Source organism: Methanobrevibacter sp. (assembly GCF_030539555.1).
Classification (GTDB): domain Archaea; phylum Methanobacteriota; class Methanobacteria; order Methanobacteriales; family Methanobacteriaceae; genus Methanocatella.
The window spans coordinates 1-16,301 of the sequence record NZ_JAUNXX010000006.1 but is presented as its reverse complement, the minus strand read 5'-3'; the positions used below and the strand labels follow the sequence as shown (position 1 = coordinate 16,301).

Below are 16,301 nucleotides of genomic sequence, written 5' to 3'. Positions count from 1 at the left end.
CTTTATTTTTACTTTTTTTTAAAATCAGTGTAATTTTTAGAATCCAATATATCCAGAAGGAATTTTCTTTTTACCGGACCCAAATTTTCAAGATAGTCATCATAATATTGACTTGATTTAATTGCTTCATAGTCCTTTTTAATTAATAGATATAACTTTTCTTTGTATTTTTCTTCAATGCCCATTAAAGCATATCGGGGACCATTGATTTTGAAGGCAAGCAGATCAAAGAGATATGCATCATACCATCCATTTTCAATAAATATGTCCATCAATATTTGGCCCGCCTCGACAGTGTCGAGAAACTTGCTGTCGACAGACTCGGTAATTGATCCGGGATGCTTTCGCCGGACATAAAGATGCCTTTTAATTATTGATACCCTTTCGGCACTCAGAAATGTATAGAAGAAAAAGGGCATGTCCTCAAAATATATTCCTTCGGGAAACCTGGCATCAATGCTTTTTAAAAACTGTCTTTTGAAAATCTTCTGGCAGGCGCTTACAGAAATCTCAAAGAGAAAATCCCCACACTCATGGGGATTGAAGATTCTGTTTTCAAAGGACTCATCAAAATCGTTGAGGTTGAACCAGTCATTCTGGCTGAATTCACCGTCATATTTTATTATCTGAAAAAGAGTAACATCAGTATTGCTGCTTTTTGCCTCGCCATAAGCTGTCTTTAAAGCATCATCACAAAACCAGTCATCAGAGTCAAGAAACATCACATATTCCCCTGATGCAATATCAAGGGCACTGTTTCTGGCAGCACCAGGACCCATGTTTTGCTGGTTGATTAGCCTGATTCTTGAATCCGTAAATGACTCAATGATGTTTAATGTATTGTCTGTTGAGCCATCATTTACAACAATCAATTCAAAATCCCTTAATGACTGATTCAATACACTTTCAATTGCTTTTTCAATGTATTTTTCACTGTTGTAAACGGGCAGGATGACAGATATTTTCACCATGTTAATCCTTAGGTAAAATCAGTTTGCTTCCAAGCAGATTCAGGGATTCCTGAGTGTAATGGTCAATCATTCCGTTAGCTGGGGTGAATGTCAGTTCGCCAAAGTATATCTTGCCGTTGATATTATACAAATCCACCCTAACAAAGGTATGCCCTTCACTTAATCTTTCAGCTATTTCAACCATTTTCTCGAGATTATCCGGCTTTTCGTTCTCCTCATCGGATGTGAAATTGTCAAATGAATATTTCCTCAGGTTCCATTCGGTATCATAGTCATCCAGAAGCAGATTTTTGCCTCTGTTTGTACACAACATTATATTGTCAACCTTTCCGTCAAAGCAGTAGAACTTGTAGTCCAAAGGCATCTTATGTTCACTATCATCAAGATACTCTTCGGCAATTATGCATGGTTTGATGTAGTTGTAATGATATTCCAGGGTTTTTGCGGTAAAGCTTTTCTTCAGCTGCTCATTCAATTCCTTTCTGGCTTCATCCAGGTCAAATTCTGATTTGTCTGTGCATATGTACACCCTGCCGCTGTAGTGATTGCTCTTCAATACGAACCTGTCCGGAAGTTCATCCAGGTCAATGTCATCGGCATCTGTGTAGGTTCTGTATGTTTCAGGAATAATCAGTCCGTCAATGTTCATTTCAGCTATGATTTCCTTGACAAGAGCCTTATCGGTTAATCTTCCTTCCCTTTCACCATACTTATTGACAATCAGCCAGTTGATTTTTTCGTTGAAGTCCTTAGGATCATCGAGATTGAGCTCCTTGCCCATGACCTTTTTGTAGTAATACTTTCTTGCAGCTTCCCTTGGAATCATAATTCTCAAATCTTCAAGTTCCATTTTCTGCTGTCTGTTAATCTCTGTGAGTTCAATTTCCTGCTGCTTATATAATTCGTTGTCTTCTTCAAACTCATCGTTTTCATCGATGAGCTCTTTTATAATTGTCTGTTTGTTTTTTAAATCTTTCTTAAGGAAGTTGATTTCATTATCCCTGTTTATCAAACCTCTTTTCAGGTAACTGATTTGGTTCTGTTTTTTAGAAAGCTCAATTTTTGCAGAATCATGATTGATTTTAGCTATCCTATTTTCTTTATTGAGCTTTTTAAGCTTTTTATTTTCCCTGTTCAGTTTTTTAAAATTATTTTTATAATAATTATAGCTATTGCTTTTAGATAATATTTTTTCCATTAATGACATAAAATCACATTTTAAATTCATTCATCCCAATACGGTTTTTTAAATCCTAATTTCTCACCCAATTCAGGTTCCCATTGATTTTTGACAAACATGATATCAAATGAATCATTACTTTCCTTCAATTTGGCAGTCGCCTTTCTGGACTTGTGATATACCTTTGTATCTGAAATCTGATAGAGTTTCAGTTTTAAGAAGTGCCTTACGAAATTGCAGAATATCCTGTCAGATCTGTAATGCCTTCCGAATTCAGAATCAAAACCTATGCTCTGGTCATAAACATCCCTTTTGATGTATGTGCAGAAGAACGGCGCGAAGTTAAGCTCCAATATTTCGCCATCGAAAAACAATGGAATGTTAATCATATTCTTATGCGCCCTTGAAGGTGTTACGTCACATTCATAATCATGGTTTCCATATGGAACATGAGTGTTCAGCCTGTCGTCACCTGCATATAATACTTCACGAGGCACAATTATACCCGCATCATCAATATTGTATGCGTAATACTGCATTGCCTCAAGTGAACCTTTTGTCAGGATTGCATCGTTGTTTAAAAGAAGAATATCCGAATCCTCATCGGCCACGTCAATTCCCTGCTCTATTGCATAAGTGAATCCGTAGTTGATGTCATTTTGAATGTATTTGATTTTGCCATCATCAGACATTTTCTTCAGGTATTGCCTTACGGCATCCTGTGAATTGTTGTCAACTACAATAATGTCTGTGAATGGGGAATTGAAAGACAGTATTGCATCTATGCACTGCTCCAGATCTGTCAACAATTTGAAGCTTGGAATGATGATGCTGACTTTTTTGTTCAACTGATATTGCTGGGAAAAGTCCTTGAAGATGTTGTTGTCAACCTTTTCATGAACCAGTTCAATTTCAGCATCCTCAATTGCGTTATTGACTCCTTTTCTTTTATTGAATCTCTTATCTTTATTTAAAAATCTTGAAAGTATGATAGGTATGGAGTGCATCTTAGCATATTTTGCAACATTCAAAATGAAAAGCCAGTCCTCCTGGGTTTTCATTGTCTCGTCGAATTTTATTTCATCTGCAAGGCTTTTTTTATGGGCGAATGCTGAAAGTGAGATATAATTGTTATTGTAAAGTAAGCTCTTGTTGTAGACTCCAAATATTATTCCCTGTAGTTGCTTATAGTTGTCCTTGAAAATCAGCTGACCGGAATATATTGCATCGGCATCCTCCAGCTGCATGAATGCTCCCATCATGGACTCAAGGTATTCCTCATACCATAAGTTATCCATATCTATGTAGAATATGTATTCCCCTTTGGCCTTTTCCAAAGCCATGTTGCGGCAATAGGACAATCCCATGTGTGTTTCGTTTGAAATCACTCTAATCCTTTTGTCTTCAAGAAGCTTAAGTTCATCCAATGTGTTGTCATTGCTTGCATCATCGACGACAATAAGTTCAAAATTGGTGTAGGTCTGATTTATTACTGATTCCACAATGTCAAGAACTTCCTTCTGGTAGTTGTAAACCGGACATATTACACTGACAAGCGGTTTTTTATGAGGAAGTGTGCTTCTCAGATACTTTGCCAAATGGTCCATAAAAGAAAAGCATCTTTTGTCCTCCATTGTAAACGGAAGTGCCACTACCGGGGAGATGTAAAATTTGGCAAGTATATTTTCGAAATCAGCATAGTAGTAGTCATATTGATAAGTCTTTTTTAAATTTAGAATCTGTTCTCTAAGTTTCTTTTCTTTTTTATCGCGCCTTTTATCACTATTTTTGTAGTAGGCATAGCTTTTACTTGTCTTTGAAAGTAGTTTATCCTTATATCCCATAAAAAAATACCCCATTTAATCTAATATATTACTGATAACAATAATCTCTGAAACATGATAAATCTTCAGGTTCATGAAATTTCTTATATATTCACTGAACGTATACATTGCGCCATAAGAATCCTCGATGCCCAAATCAAATCCGCAGGATGCCTCCAGAACATCCCTTTTTATGTATGTTGCGAAGAATCTTGCAAGGTTCAATTCCAAAAGCTCGCCGTCATGGAAAAGCGGAACCCTGTGGACAGTATTGTAATGTTTTGATGCTGCTATATCGCACCAGAATATTCTAGTTGCATGAGGAACATGCACTTTTATCTTATCATCACGAACAAGCTGTTGAGGCACAATCAATCCGCAGTCAGGTATATCTAATGCATGCTTCTGCATTGATTCAACTGATCCTTCAGTGAGCTTTGCATCTTTACTCAGCAACAGAATATCAGAATTCCTGTCGCTTGCCTTAACCGCATTGCTTATGGCATCACTGAATCCTCCATTGGAGTTGGTGTCAATAACTTTCACGCCAAATCTTGCCAAATCACCAATATCAATATCCGAATTATTGTTTGAAACAATGATATCGACATTTTCCAGCTCCAACGCATTGACCGCTATAATGCAATTTTCAATATTCTCCCTTGACTCGACAATAGGTATGACAATGCTTACCTTTTTATTCAGAATGCCCTTTTGAGTGTAGAGCTTGGCATTCTTATCACGTACAACAAATGCCTTGGTCTGTTTTCTCAGCACGTCAGACACCCTGTTGTCCACAATGTCCATATAATATTTTGTTTGCAGGAACGGAACAGAATATATCTTATAGTGATAATTAATTCTTAAAATCAAATCCCAGTCCACTTCCTTGTTTAATGATTCGTCAAAACCCTTGACCGTGTCCAGCACGCATCTTTTATGTGCGAATGAATTTAAATCTATAAAGTTGGCATTGTGCAATAATGATTTATTTAAAGTTCCGAACAATACCTCCACAGGCGGTGAATTGTATGTCTTATATTTATATTGAGCGGAATAGACTCCATAGGCATCCGGCAACTGAACGAAAGCACCTATTGTGGCCGCCAAATAATCCTTTTGCCATAAATTATCCGAATCGAGATATGCAATATATTCTCCTTTTGCATGTTTCAGACCAATGTTACGTGCTTTGGAACTTCCCCCATTTCTGTTTGATAAAATTACTTTAATCTGATCATGCTTAAGGCCTTCCAACAGTTCACGTGAACCGTCACTGCTTGCATCATCAACAATAATCAATTCAAAATTAGAGTAGCTCTGATTTAAAACGGATTCAATTGCATTCATTACAACGTCCTTTCTGTTATAAACCGGCATGATAACTGAAACCAATGGCAGCTCATCCAGCTTCTTAAGGTTGGCAATCAGATAATCAGCCACCTGGTCCATGAATTCCTTACAATAGCTGAAGTTATCCGGGATAGGTGATCGTATGATAGGTGAGGTATAAGCGTCTATCAGAAATCCCTCGAAATCGCCGAAACCATTTGAATCCTTTTTTGATTTGAGTTTTTTTATCTCATCATCCTTTTTCTTAATGGAATTTTCCAATTTCTTTGATTTTTGAGTTGCAGATTTATAATTATCCCTATAAAATACAAACATGTCGCTGCTGTTCAATATTTTCTGTTTTACCCTATTTAATAAAGACATTTGAAAACCTCATTGGGACTTATACACTTGCTTGAACTTGTCATAGGATTTGTTATCCATCACAAGATTATACAACTCGAACAAATCTTCAGGCAATATCTTAACCAGCCCATATTTGATTAATGAAAATTGCCTTCTGGCTTTCTTATAATACTCTGGAGAGCCTGAAGATATTAAAAACCAGTCCACACTTCTCATTAAAAAGTCATTCAGCTCTATTTCAAAAGGAATGAACATTCTTTCCTTTTTGAATACAGATTCCACATGGTCATTTGTATAAAAGATGTCCATTTCATTTCCATTTGAATTTTCAACTAAATTAGAGCATTCGAAATTGTGATTTAACACAGCACTATCGCAATATGATATCCTTTCAGCTTTGATTAATGTATGCATATGGAAAATTATATCATAAAACTCAGTTGACTTATCAAATTTAAACCCGTTTTCCTTTAAAAATTCCTTTTTATACAGTTTTGAACTTAATATGAATGGCGGTTTAAAAATGCATTCTCTTATCTGGTTAAAATCAAAAACAGCATCATCACTTAAACTTTCGCTTAAATCCATGTAATATTCATTTGCATTATCATCGAACACCTTGAATAAAACAATATCAGATTCATTGAAAGCTGCATTGTCGTATAACTCTTCAAGCACATTTTCTGTGATACTTTCGCCGGGAGTGAAGAAGTATACAAATTCGCCGCAAGCGTTGCATAATACCACGTCCAATGGAACGACCTTTTGGTAAGTATCAAATTTAACGATTTTAATACGGTTATCTTCCTTGGCAATTTCCTTCAGTTCATTCAATGAATCCTTATCACATTCAGGAACTGGAAATATAACTTCAATATCCTTCATGGATTGACTTAAGATGCAATCCAAAGAGCCATCTTGTTTTTTGTAATTAGCAATAACAACAGAAACATTAACCATTCATATAACCTCGATTATCATAATTTATTTTTAATTTTACTTAAAAGTCCTGCTTTCGCGGAAGGTGTTTCTTGTTCGGCTTTCTCTTTTTTCTCTTGCTTTTTAACTTCATAGACATTAGAGTTGAAGTTCCAGGAATCAGGAAGGCTGCCATTTTCATCATAATAGTTCAATATCCTTGCAAATTCATAGCAATATAAAAACGGTTTGATTTTATAGCCCTTGTACAATAGATTGTTAGGCAAGTAACCTTTCGCATCAACAAAATCAACCAACTCACTAACCAATGCAATATAATCCGCTTTTGGAATGTCCTCATCAATATGATTTCCGCCCTGATCAGGGGGCAGCTCAACAGGAAGAGCCAATATGTTTTCATTCGGATTTAAAATGCACTTGGCAAACAGATAAGTATATTTTCTCCAATTGACTCCATTGACAGGAAGCAATTTTCTTTTGTTTTTGATATTCTTTTCGGCCTCACGGGACAATATGACAACATCATCATAGCTTATTTTAGGAAGGGCATTGATTTGCTGTTTAAAGGTTTCATTTGACAGGTCAAATTCCTCTCTGCAGAAATTAAACAAGAACCTATAGTATTTGTCCCTATACCAACTGCTCTTTTGAGCACTTATATACAATGATTCTCTAGTCTCATTAACTCTATTTGTGAAATAATCTGTTTTTGATTGAATGAAACCATAATTATAATCCACCTTTCTACATATTCCCTCTGTATAATGTGGATTTTGCTGTGACAACACTTCTTCCCAGGCGGTTTCAAGGTGAGCATACAATAACTTTCGGGATTTGTTTTTCTCACGCTTTGAAAGCTTGTTGAAATATGCAACCATCTGGCGCATGGCTTTCACATTACCCTGGCTGGATCTTTGAAGCAGCTCCATGTATTCTCTTGTCCTATGCTTCAGGCCAATGCCTGCAACCTCATGCAACCTTTTAGAATCTATGCTGTAACCTTTTCTGGGATAGTCCACATAATATTCCTCATCATGTGTCCTGTCAATATTATCCCACATGTCCTTCGGCAGAGTAAAAGTACCGGTGAATGATGAACCTGAACAGAAAGTGAATTCGCCGAATACTGGCTTTTCACCATCGTCAAACCAATCGATCCTCACCTGTTTCGGATCGGATTCCTTAGCTATCTTTATTGATTGGCTTATTATTTCGCATGCGGATGGCGGAATTATAGGAATGGCCAAATCGGCCTTGTTCGGTTTTAAAAACCAGTCGATACCTTCCCTTAATGGAATGAAATTGCCGTCAAACAGTGCGACTTCCATGTGTCCGACGTTTCTTGAAACCTGAACAATCAACTTAGGTATTCCGTTAACGCAGAAAACCTTATAGTCATAGGGTATGGTATAATCCGGAATGAAATTTTCAATCAATTCCTCAATGAAGAAGTATGTGCTTCTCAATACCCTGACCTTTTTGGATTCTACTTTTTTCTCTTCGCCTATGATTCCATTGATGTTCAGCATTCTTGAAGTGAAGTTTTCAAAGTATAGAGTATCATCGATTTTGTCTAAAAGCAGCACGCCCTTTGCTGTAGACCTGTTTGAAATTTTTAACACGAACCTGTCAGGCAATTCCCCATTATTCTTCAGAGCCCTCAACTTTTCAACATCTTCAAATCGGTCAATGATTTTTGGATGAACTACACCATAATCATCCACGAATTTATACGCTTCAATCTTATCATCCAGTTCCCATCTGACGCTGTCATCCAAATCAGCAAATCTTCTAAGTTCGATTTGACCGTATTCGGAATTTACATAGTTGAGATAACCCTCATAATTGTTTTTGCTTAATGAAGAATACCATGTTTCCGGGCTGAAGTGCAAAAGCAGGTCAATCAGATTGAACAGCGGGAAAAATTCAAATGCCGTTTCATTGCAGCTCTTGTCATAGTTGCCTTTACTCAGATAGGTGAAGTCTATGCATCTGTCACTTAAACTTTCAGGACAGAAACAAAGCCTTTTAGATAAGTCCAATGAATCAAACTGCCGTGCAACATCAATGTCCTCAATTATTGCTTCAAAAACAAGATTGTCATAATTGATTCTTTGTTTTCTTCTATCCCAATCGTTTTTGGCATCCTTGAAACTGTCATAGGTATCGAAATTAATAAGAATGTCATCCAACTTTGCAATGGGATATTTCTCTTCACTTTTCACCTGTTTCAGTTCCTGACTCATGTAATGGTCAAAGTTTTGAGCAAGCCTAATGAAATCTTCAGAGGATATCTTAGTATTGACAAAAGGGGAATTGTATCTTAATCCCAATCTATTGAATAGGAGGCCTCCCCAATGGTTGTTACAAATAACTGACGGAACGTTATCAAGGAGCATTATATAATCCCTGAAATCAAAATGATTTACTTTGAATGCATGGGCAGGAATAATCTTCTGTTTGAAGTGATGTTCATCAATTATTTCATCATATACCTTTTTATCGCTTCTCAGTGTTATGAAATAGTCAAATTCAATATCTTTAATTTCTTCAAATGATTTGAAAACCTTAACATTATCGGCATCGAGATTTATTTCATTGAACAATACTCCAACGACTTGTAGACGATTTTTACGGATTTCCTCATTCAACAAATCCACATTAAAACAAGAATTTACATTATCTGCAACAACAATTATTTTTCCATACATATTTTCCTATCCCACTTTAAAATTTTGTAACAATCCCTTAAACTATAATTAGTCTTATTAAATAATATTTAAATCAATCAATATAAATATATCCTTGAAATTATCAAAAAATAGTTATTTTAAATTAAAAAAAATAAAAAAAGTAGTACTCAACTAGAATGTTTGAGTACCGCTGGATGGGGATAATGAAACACTTTGTGTATCCATAAGATTTGAATTGCTGTCGTAGAGATTAATTGTAGCATAATCCGGATAATATGAATATGCATCTGCACTTGATATTTCTAGATATCCATCTGAGTGAACGGTAGCAGGCACCATATTTCCATGGTTTAGAGTTGAACCGTCTCTGCTGTACCATATCTGGACAATAACAGATTTTCCAGCATTTTCCTTACCTACATAAATACTTGCATATGTCAAGTCACTCAATTCACTTCCGGTATAGAAACTTCCACCCTGTATCTTCATTGAAGTTGATGTAGGTGTAGCTGTTTTAGGTGAATTTGATGAACTTGAAGCCTGTGAGGCAGTTGCAGTATTATTGTTGTCTGCTTGAGAAACGGAACTTGAAGCGTCACTCTGGGAAGATTCACTGTTTTCCTGTGAGCTGCCGAATCCCTGAAGGTATATGAAAGCACCGGCCAAAACGACGACTATTACAATTAATGCAGCGATAATAATCTTAGTATTGTCTTTCTTATCTTTGTTCATTGAGTTAATCATGTTCTGATGACTAACTGCCCTCTTTTCGAGAGGGTTACCACATTTTTTGCAAAATTTTGCACCTTCGTTATTTTCAGTATTACAACTAGGACATATCATAAGATAATACAACCCCTTCAAAAATATATTTGTTTAATAATATTTTATTCACAATATTAAATAAAGTTATTTAATTTTAGCGTGAACATTAAACTGGAAAATAAGAAAAAAAGTTTAAAGATAAATGAATATCTTCAGTCGTAAAATTTGCCTAAAAAGTCTTTCATCCTCTGATTGTCGGATGAGAAAACCTCTTCGGGAGAACCCTCTTCAACAATGACTCCTCCATCCATGAATATGATGGTGTCTGCCACATTACGGGCGAATGCCATTTCGTGTGTGACGATTACCATTGTCATTTTTTCAGCTGCAAGCTCCCTTATGACTTCAAGAATCTCACCTGTCAGTTCAGGATCGAGTGCTGATGTCGGTTCATCGAAAAACAGTATGTCCGGGTTCATCGCCAGAGCCCTTGCAATTGATACACGTTGTTGCTGGCCTCCTGAAAGTTCGCAAGGATAGGCATCCTCCTTGTCTTCAAGGCCCATCTTCTTTAAAATGTCACGGGCATGAGCGAACACTTCGCTTTTGTCTCTTTTCTGCACTTTGATAGGTGCATTTGTAATGTTTTTCATTACTGAATGGTGCGGGAACAGATTGAAGTTCTGGAAAACCAATCCGAAAGTACCATCGAAATCTATCACTCCACTGTCTTCCTGTTCTAGGTCTGTTATGCATCTGAGCAATGTTGATTTGCCTGAACCGGACGGTCCTATAATGGCCAAGACTTCACCCTTTTCGACATTAAGAGAAATATCCTTTAGAACTACATTATCATTAAAGCTTTTTTTAAGATTTCTGACTTCAAGCAAACTCATTTTAATATTCCTCCTCTATTCATAATAATCAAGTCTTTTTTCTATGCGTTCCATTACAAAGGCAACAAGTATGTTGAATATGTAATAGAATACACCTGCAACCAGCAATGCGGCAATTGATGCATCTGCTGCTGCAATCTGTTTGGCTACTGTAAACATTTCCGGAATTGCAATAACAAATGAAAGTGAAGTGTCCTTAACAAGAGTAATTACTTCATTAGTAACTGAAGGAAGAACCACTTTAATTACCTGAGGCAGTATTATAATAAAGAATGTTTCAATTTTACTATAACCCAATACCTGAGCAGCCTCATATTGTCCGCTGTTAATGGATTCAATTCCACCCCTATAAATTTCAGCGAAATAAGCCGCATAATTAATTGTAAATGCAATAATTACAGCAATAAATCTATAATCACTGGAAAGACTCATTCCGAATAGGTAGTATGGTCCGAAGAACACAACAATTAACTGTAACATTAATGGTGTGCCTCTCATGATAGAAATGTAAATCTTTGCAATCCACCTCAACGGTGCAAAATTACTCATTCTTCCCCCGGCCACGACTAAACCGAGAGGAAGAGAGAATAATAAAGTAAGCAAGAAAATTTCTATGGAAGTAACCATACCTCCAAGCAATTGTTCAATTACTGTACTTAATATCATATAACTAATTCTCCCCTCTTTTAACTAATTAACTTATGGTTGGATTAAAGCATCTTCAGAGATACCGTATTTTTGTGCGATTTTGGTTACGGTACCATCTTTGAACATTTCATCCAAAGTAGCTTGTACTTTGTCTTTCAATGCGTCATTGCCTTGTTTGAATCCGATACCATATTTTTCGGTTGTAATAGATTCATTCAATATTTCAAAGTCAGCGGCAGAATCATTTTTGTTTTTGATGTCGTATTCTGCAACACCGATATCCATAGCCACTGCATCACATGCACCGGATTCAAGGTCCATGAATGCGGTGTTATAGTCAGCCACTTCAGTTAAGGTAGCGAATGTGTCTTTGATAGTTTTGTTGTCTCCGTTAAGAGCAGCTAATGCTGAGGAGTCTTTTTGTGTTTCTACAGTTTTTCCAGATAAATCTGAAATGCTAGTAATGTTTGAATCTGATTTTACAACAAATATCTGTTTGTTGTCGAAATATGCGTTGGACCAGGTGTAGTCGTTTTCTCTTCCGTCGATAGTGAATCCGTTCCAAATACAGTCGATGGATCCGGAACTTAATTCAGCGTCTTTTGCATCCCAATCAATTGGTTGAGCCTTGAAGGTCCAGTTGTTTCTTTCACAAACTTCTTTCGCCAAGTCTAAGTCGAAACCAGTGTAGTTTCCACTGTCGTCTTTATATCCGTATGGAGGGAATTCTGCATCAAATCCTACGATGAAAGTATTTTCATCGTTTGCGGTTTGATTAGTATTGTTTCCGCCCAAAAAGTCAAATAAACCTGCGCTTACAGATCCTACCATCATTAAAGATACGAGGACTAAAGCTAAAATAAAACCTATCTTTTTATTCATTTTAAAACACCAAATAGTTATAACTATATTTTAGTAGAAAATAATCTACATAATATTGTATATTTTTAGATATATTTATGTATTTTTATTCATTTTTTTAAAATAAGCTAATCACTAAATTAAACAAAAAACAGAAATATTGAATATTATTATAAAAAAAGAATAAATTAAAAGTTTTTGTTGAAACTTTCAATAACTTTCAAGGCCATCATTAATTTCCAAATCATTTACAGATTTTGACTTTGACAGGAACAGTGTTCCGTTGAATGTTGAATGAACAGTATAATTACCGTTATCCAAAGCCATTATGATGACACTTGCCTGACCGTTCTCATCGGTTGTTGCATTATACTTGGTCGCCCATCCTGAATCATCTAAAATCTTAACGTCAATGACCTGATTTGGATAAACATTTCTGTAGTTATCCTTAAGAACAAATGTCATGGCATCCCCATTTTTCAGGGTCCTGTTGCTTGTCAGTTCGATTTTAGTGTCATGGGAATTGGCAGAAATGAAAGCAAATGCGCCGATAGCTATCAGCAAGATAACCACAACTGCAATTATAACCTTTTTCGTATCCATAAATTCACACCACTTTTACTTGTTAGGCACCAGCAACACATCGATTTCAGAATTTTTCAATACCTTTTCGGCAACGCTTCCAAGGACGAACCTGTGAAGGCCGCTTTTACCTGATGCTGAGATAATAATCAGGTCAACTTTTTCCTCTTCTGCAACCTTTTTGATGGTTTCTGCCGGAAATCCGACGACAACCATTCCCCTAACATTGACTGATTCATCAAAAAGGTCTTTCATGTGTTCAACATTTTCCTCAGCTTCCTGATAAAGGCCTCTGTTAACTTTCTTAACATTTGACCTTGACTGGAAAGCAGATGATGTCAGCTTGCCTGCAACGGACAGGACTATTATTTCACCGCCTTCACTGAGAAGTTTGGTTGCTCTTTTAACTTCATCTTCTGCATAACCTGATCCGTCGGTTGGAAGTAGAATTTTTCTATACATCATTACACCTTTAATTTGTTTTATCGTTTAAAATCCATTCGTATACACGTTTTCTAGTATTTTTGTCATCAGGGAATTTGAAGAATGAATCAACTCTATTAACATATTTTTCATCCATCTTACATCCCGCATCAATATATTCAATAATTCTGTCTATCAACTCGTCCTCTCCTTTGATTACATCTCCGAAACCTAAAGTTTCAAAATCGAAATATCCCTTATCATAGTGATATTCATCGGCATACTGGTAGTATATCAACGGTTTTTTAAGATATGCAAAGTCGAAGGCCACAGTCGAGTAGTCGGTAATCATGAGTGAAGATTTGTTGAAGAAATCCTGATAGTGTTCGCCTGTTGATATGACAACCTCATCATGGTCGTTTTCAAAGTATTCGGCATATGGATACATCTCAGGGTGAAGCTTGAACACCAGCCTATATCCGGTTTTCCTCATCTTATCCAACAATCTTTCATCGTTTAAAATATTTTTAAGCTTTAAGTAATACTCTGAGGTGAGCAATGATTCTTCTCCCTTAATGTATGACCTCCATGTCGGAATCAGAAGAATCTGCTTTTCAACATTCTCATTTGTCAGGGTGTCGAATCTTGGAAGTCCCAGGGCAGGAACCCTGTGAGGATCAAAATTGTAGCAGTGATTTTCTACAATAGATTTTCTCTCCAAATCGGCGCTTGTCAGAAACATTGACAGATTCCTCATTGGCTTGCTCAGCCTGTCTGAGAGGTCCCCTTCAATGACTCCATGCTGCAGGAAGTACTTGTCAGAATTTGCTAGTCCGCTGTAGAGCACCTTATTTCTGTAAGCCAGAGGATGTGCGAACTTGTCGATAATATGGCTTACTATGATTTTTTCAGCGTAAAGGTAATAAATCTTATTTTTCAGGGATTTGAAAGCAAGAACGTTTTTGCTTATCTTTTTCATGTCCTTGTAATCGGGAACATCCCTTTGGACTACGAAGTACTTATCGATGCCGTCGTCCTGTTCAATCGCATACTGGAAGAGGTGCTTTGCATTGTCATCGGCATGTGTAGGCCTGTCGCTGAAAAGCCATATGCGCTTGTTTCTCAAAAACGGATATGCAAGCAAATACCAGAACCTTATGAATATGCTGTACATGAATTGAGGTCTTCTTGAAGTGGTAAATATCTTCATGACGGAATGGAATTCATTCCTGAGCATGTTTTTGGTTGAATACGGATAAACGACAATGTTGTTGTTTGTGTATGCAACTATCTTTTCGCCGGACTTGAAGTAATGGCTGTATCTTGACAGGTTGCAGTATGTTCCAAAACTCAGAGGCGGCTCGAACTTGACCCTCTTTCCGTTTTCCTCATATATTACATTGAATGTGACTGTGAAGTTCTCATCCTCTCTGAAAGGAATGTATACGTCAAAGTTGTACATGTACTCCCAAATCTCATCCAGGAACTTGACGTTTGGCCGGTATGTCTCGTAATCATTGTATATTCCCTTGTAAACTTCACGGGTTTTGTCCTCATTTTCCTTTATGACCTCAACATCGATGAACTCCTTGTCACATGAGCTTCTGTAGAATCCCAAAATATTCAGTCTGCCCTGTTTTCGCTCAACGTAATCAAGTCTGAGAGTTTTAAGTTCCAAATCATTCACCAGATGGTCTCCTGTCTTGATGAGGATATGGTTGTTGGCGTCGACTTCAACGTTGAAGTTGCCCTTTTTGAGATACATTAGGAAATTCCTTTTCGAGAAATTCAAAGGATCTGTCTCGAGTATGGTTTTCTCATCAATGTATGAGAGTATCTCCCTGAATTTTCTGATTAAATCGGCTGCCTCATCCTGAGTGTATACATCCGAAAGCTCCTTCGGCATTCCAATCTTACTTATCTCATATACAAGTAAAAACTGTATGAATTTTGGAACATCTCCGCACTTTTCGATTGAATAGTCTATCATTTCACTGCAGTAGACATAAAAAAAGTTATCCAGATACTGCCTTTTGTTCTCATCCTTATTGATGTTGATTTGAACCTGCTCGGAAGGTGCAATGTAGTAATACTTGGCGCCGTCGTTTAAAAGGGCGTATTTCGGATGGTTTATAAGAATCTTATTTAAGTAAAATGAGCCTTTCTTGACTATGAGCTCCTCATTGAATTCATATTCCTGAACGATTTGCCTTCTTATGAAAGATGCATTCAGGTACGGATGAACATAGGATGGACTTTCAGTCAGGTCAATGATTTCCTCCCTCTGCGTGAATTTTTCGTTCAGTTCATGTGGTCTGTTGTTTCCCTCAAGCATGAACATTGGAATTGTGACTATATCAACAGAGTCGTTATTGGAAAAGAAGGAATAAACTTTCTTAAGCGTATTGTCAGTTATCTTATCCCATATATTGAGGAAACTCACATATTCTCCCTTAATTAGCTTCAGTGCCTCGTTGATTGAACCGTCTGTAATTATGATGTTTTCCGGATAGGATTGCTGATACTGTCTGCATACTGAAAGCGAATCGTCTTCACAATTATCGTTTACAAAGATTATCTGAATATTATCTTCAAAGTTAATGGATTGGTTTAAAATCTGTTTAATGGAATTATCAATTATATTTTCAACGTTATCAATAGGTATAATAATTGAAAATTTGAAACTTTTCACTAAATCACCACGATAATATTTAATACTATTATAATATATCGTTAACTACTTTAATAAAATTAACTACATATTTCTGGCACTTTCAAAAACTTGTGTGATTTTTTTCTTTTTCATTTTTTATGTTCCAATA

General features: G+C 36.5%; 13 protein-coding genes. All 13 read right to left on the bottom strand.

The features are described from left to right. Positions 1-8: 8 nt before the first annotated feature. The 13 genes from Q4Q55_RS02490 to Q4Q55_RS02430 all read right to left on the bottom strand — a co-directional run bounded on the left by Q4Q55_RS02490 (position 9) and on the right by Q4Q55_RS02430 (position 16,171). Positions 9-971, bottom strand: a complete 963-nt coding sequence (locus Q4Q55_RS02490; RefSeq protein WP_303371239.1) for a glycosyltransferase family 2 protein — start codon at positions 969-971, stop codon at positions 9-11. A gap of 1 nt (position 972) precedes the next feature. Next, a complete protein-coding gene (locus tag Q4Q55_RS02485) occupies positions 973-2,178 on the bottom strand; it encodes an ATP-grasp fold amidoligase family protein (protein ID WP_303371238.1) in 1,206 nt (401 codons plus the stop codon). Positions 2,179-2,195: 17 nt separating this feature from the next. Then, a complete protein-coding gene (locus Q4Q55_RS02480) occupies positions 2,196-3,995 on the bottom strand; it encodes a glycosyltransferase (RefSeq protein ID WP_303371237.1) in 1,800 nt (599 codons plus the stop codon). 15 nt (positions 3,996-4,010) lie between these two features. Beyond that, positions 4,011-5,690, bottom strand: a complete 1,680-nt coding sequence (locus tag Q4Q55_RS02475) for a glycosyltransferase (RefSeq protein ID WP_303371236.1) — start codon at positions 5,688-5,690, stop codon at positions 4,011-4,013. Between the two features lie 9 nt (positions 5,691-5,699). Continuing rightward, positions 5,700-6,632 (bottom strand): hypothetical protein, encoded by a 933-nt coding sequence (locus Q4Q55_RS02470; RefSeq protein ID WP_303371235.1) that lies wholly within the window; start codon positions 6,630-6,632, stop codon positions 5,700-5,702. 17 nt (positions 6,633-6,649) lie between these two features. Then, on the bottom strand, positions 6,650-9,322 hold the full coding sequence (locus tag Q4Q55_RS02465; RefSeq protein ID WP_303371234.1) for a DUF1919 domain-containing protein: 2,673 nt from the start codon (positions 9,320-9,322) through the stop codon (positions 6,650-6,652). Positions 9,323-9,475: 153 nt separating this feature from the next. Further along, positions 9,476-10,147: a zinc ribbon domain-containing protein gene (locus Q4Q55_RS02460; protein ID WP_303371233.1), complete on the bottom strand. Its 672-nt coding sequence runs from the start codon at positions 10,145-10,147 to the stop codon at positions 9,476-9,478. Between the two features lie 134 nt (positions 10,148-10,281). Beyond that, positions 10,282-10,965: an amino acid ABC transporter ATP-binding protein gene (locus tag Q4Q55_RS02455; RefSeq protein ID WP_303371232.1), complete on the bottom strand. Its 684-nt coding sequence runs from the start codon at positions 10,963-10,965 to the stop codon at positions 10,282-10,284. A gap of 15 nt (positions 10,966-10,980) precedes the next feature. Next, positions 10,981-11,631: an amino acid ABC transporter permease gene (locus Q4Q55_RS02450; protein WP_303371231.1), complete on the bottom strand. Its 651-nt coding sequence runs from the start codon at positions 11,629-11,631 to the stop codon at positions 10,981-10,983. A 33-nt stretch (positions 11,632-11,664) separates the two neighbouring features. Beyond that, positions 11,665-12,495 (bottom strand): amino acid ABC transporter substrate-binding protein, encoded by an 831-nt coding sequence (locus Q4Q55_RS02445; protein WP_303371230.1) that lies wholly within the window; start codon positions 12,493-12,495, stop codon positions 11,665-11,667. Positions 12,496-12,684: 189 nt separating this feature from the next. After that, entirely contained in the window at positions 12,685-13,077 is a 393-nt protein-coding gene (locus tag Q4Q55_RS02440; protein WP_303371229.1) for a hypothetical protein, read from the bottom strand. 15 nt (positions 13,078-13,092) lie between these two features. Next, positions 13,093-13,518, bottom strand: coding sequence for a universal stress protein (locus Q4Q55_RS02435; protein WP_303371228.1), 426 nt, complete (start codon positions 13,516-13,518; stop codon positions 13,093-13,095). Positions 13,519-13,528: 10 nt separating this feature from the next. Next, complete coding sequence (locus tag Q4Q55_RS02430; protein ID WP_303371227.1) at positions 13,529-16,171, bottom strand: CDP-glycerol glycerophosphotransferase family protein; 2,643 nt, start codon at positions 16,169-16,171, stop codon at positions 13,529-13,531. Positions 16,172-16,301: the final 130 nt, after the last annotated feature.

Coding starts and splice junctions, on each gene's coding strand:
- Q4Q55_RS02490 (WP_303371239.1), bottom strand. CDS start 971: ATGGTGAAAATATCTGTCATCCTGCCCGTTTACAACAGTGAAAAATAC.
- Q4Q55_RS02485 (WP_303371238.1), bottom strand. CDS start 2,178: ATGTCATTAATGGAAAAAATATTATCTAAAAGCAATAGCTATAATTAT.
- Q4Q55_RS02480 (WP_303371237.1), bottom strand. CDS start 3,995: ATGGGATATAAGGATAAACTACTTTCAAAGACAAGTAAAAGCTATGCC.
- Q4Q55_RS02475 (WP_303371236.1), bottom strand. CDS start 5,690: ATGTCTTTATTAAATAGGGTAAAACAGAAAATATTGAACAGCAGCGAC.
- Q4Q55_RS02470 (WP_303371235.1), bottom strand. CDS start 6,632: ATGGTTAATGTTTCTGTTGTTATTGCTAATTACAAAAAACAAGATGGC.
- Q4Q55_RS02465 (WP_303371234.1), bottom strand. CDS start 9,322: ATGTATGGAAAAATAATTGTTGTTGCAGATAATGTAAATTCTTGTTTT.
- Q4Q55_RS02460 (WP_303371233.1), bottom strand. CDS start 10,147: ATGATATGTCCTAGTTGTAATACTGAAAATAACGAAGGTGCAAAATTT.
- Q4Q55_RS02455 (WP_303371232.1), bottom strand. CDS start 10,965: ATGAGTTTGCTTGAAGTCAGAAATCTTAAAAAAAGCTTTAATGATAAT.
- Q4Q55_RS02450 (WP_303371231.1), bottom strand. CDS start 11,631: ATGATATTAAGTACAGTAATTGAACAATTGCTTGGAGGTATGGTTACT.
- Q4Q55_RS02445 (WP_303371230.1), bottom strand. CDS start 12,495: ATGAATAAAAAGATAGGTTTTATTTTAGCTTTAGTCCTCGTATCTTTA.
- Q4Q55_RS02440 (WP_303371229.1), bottom strand. CDS start 13,077: ATGGATACGAAAAAGGTTATAATTGCAGTTGTGGTTATCTTGCTGATA.
- Q4Q55_RS02435 (WP_303371228.1), bottom strand. CDS start 13,518: ATGTATAGAAAAATTCTACTTCCAACCGACGGATCAGGTTATGCAGAA.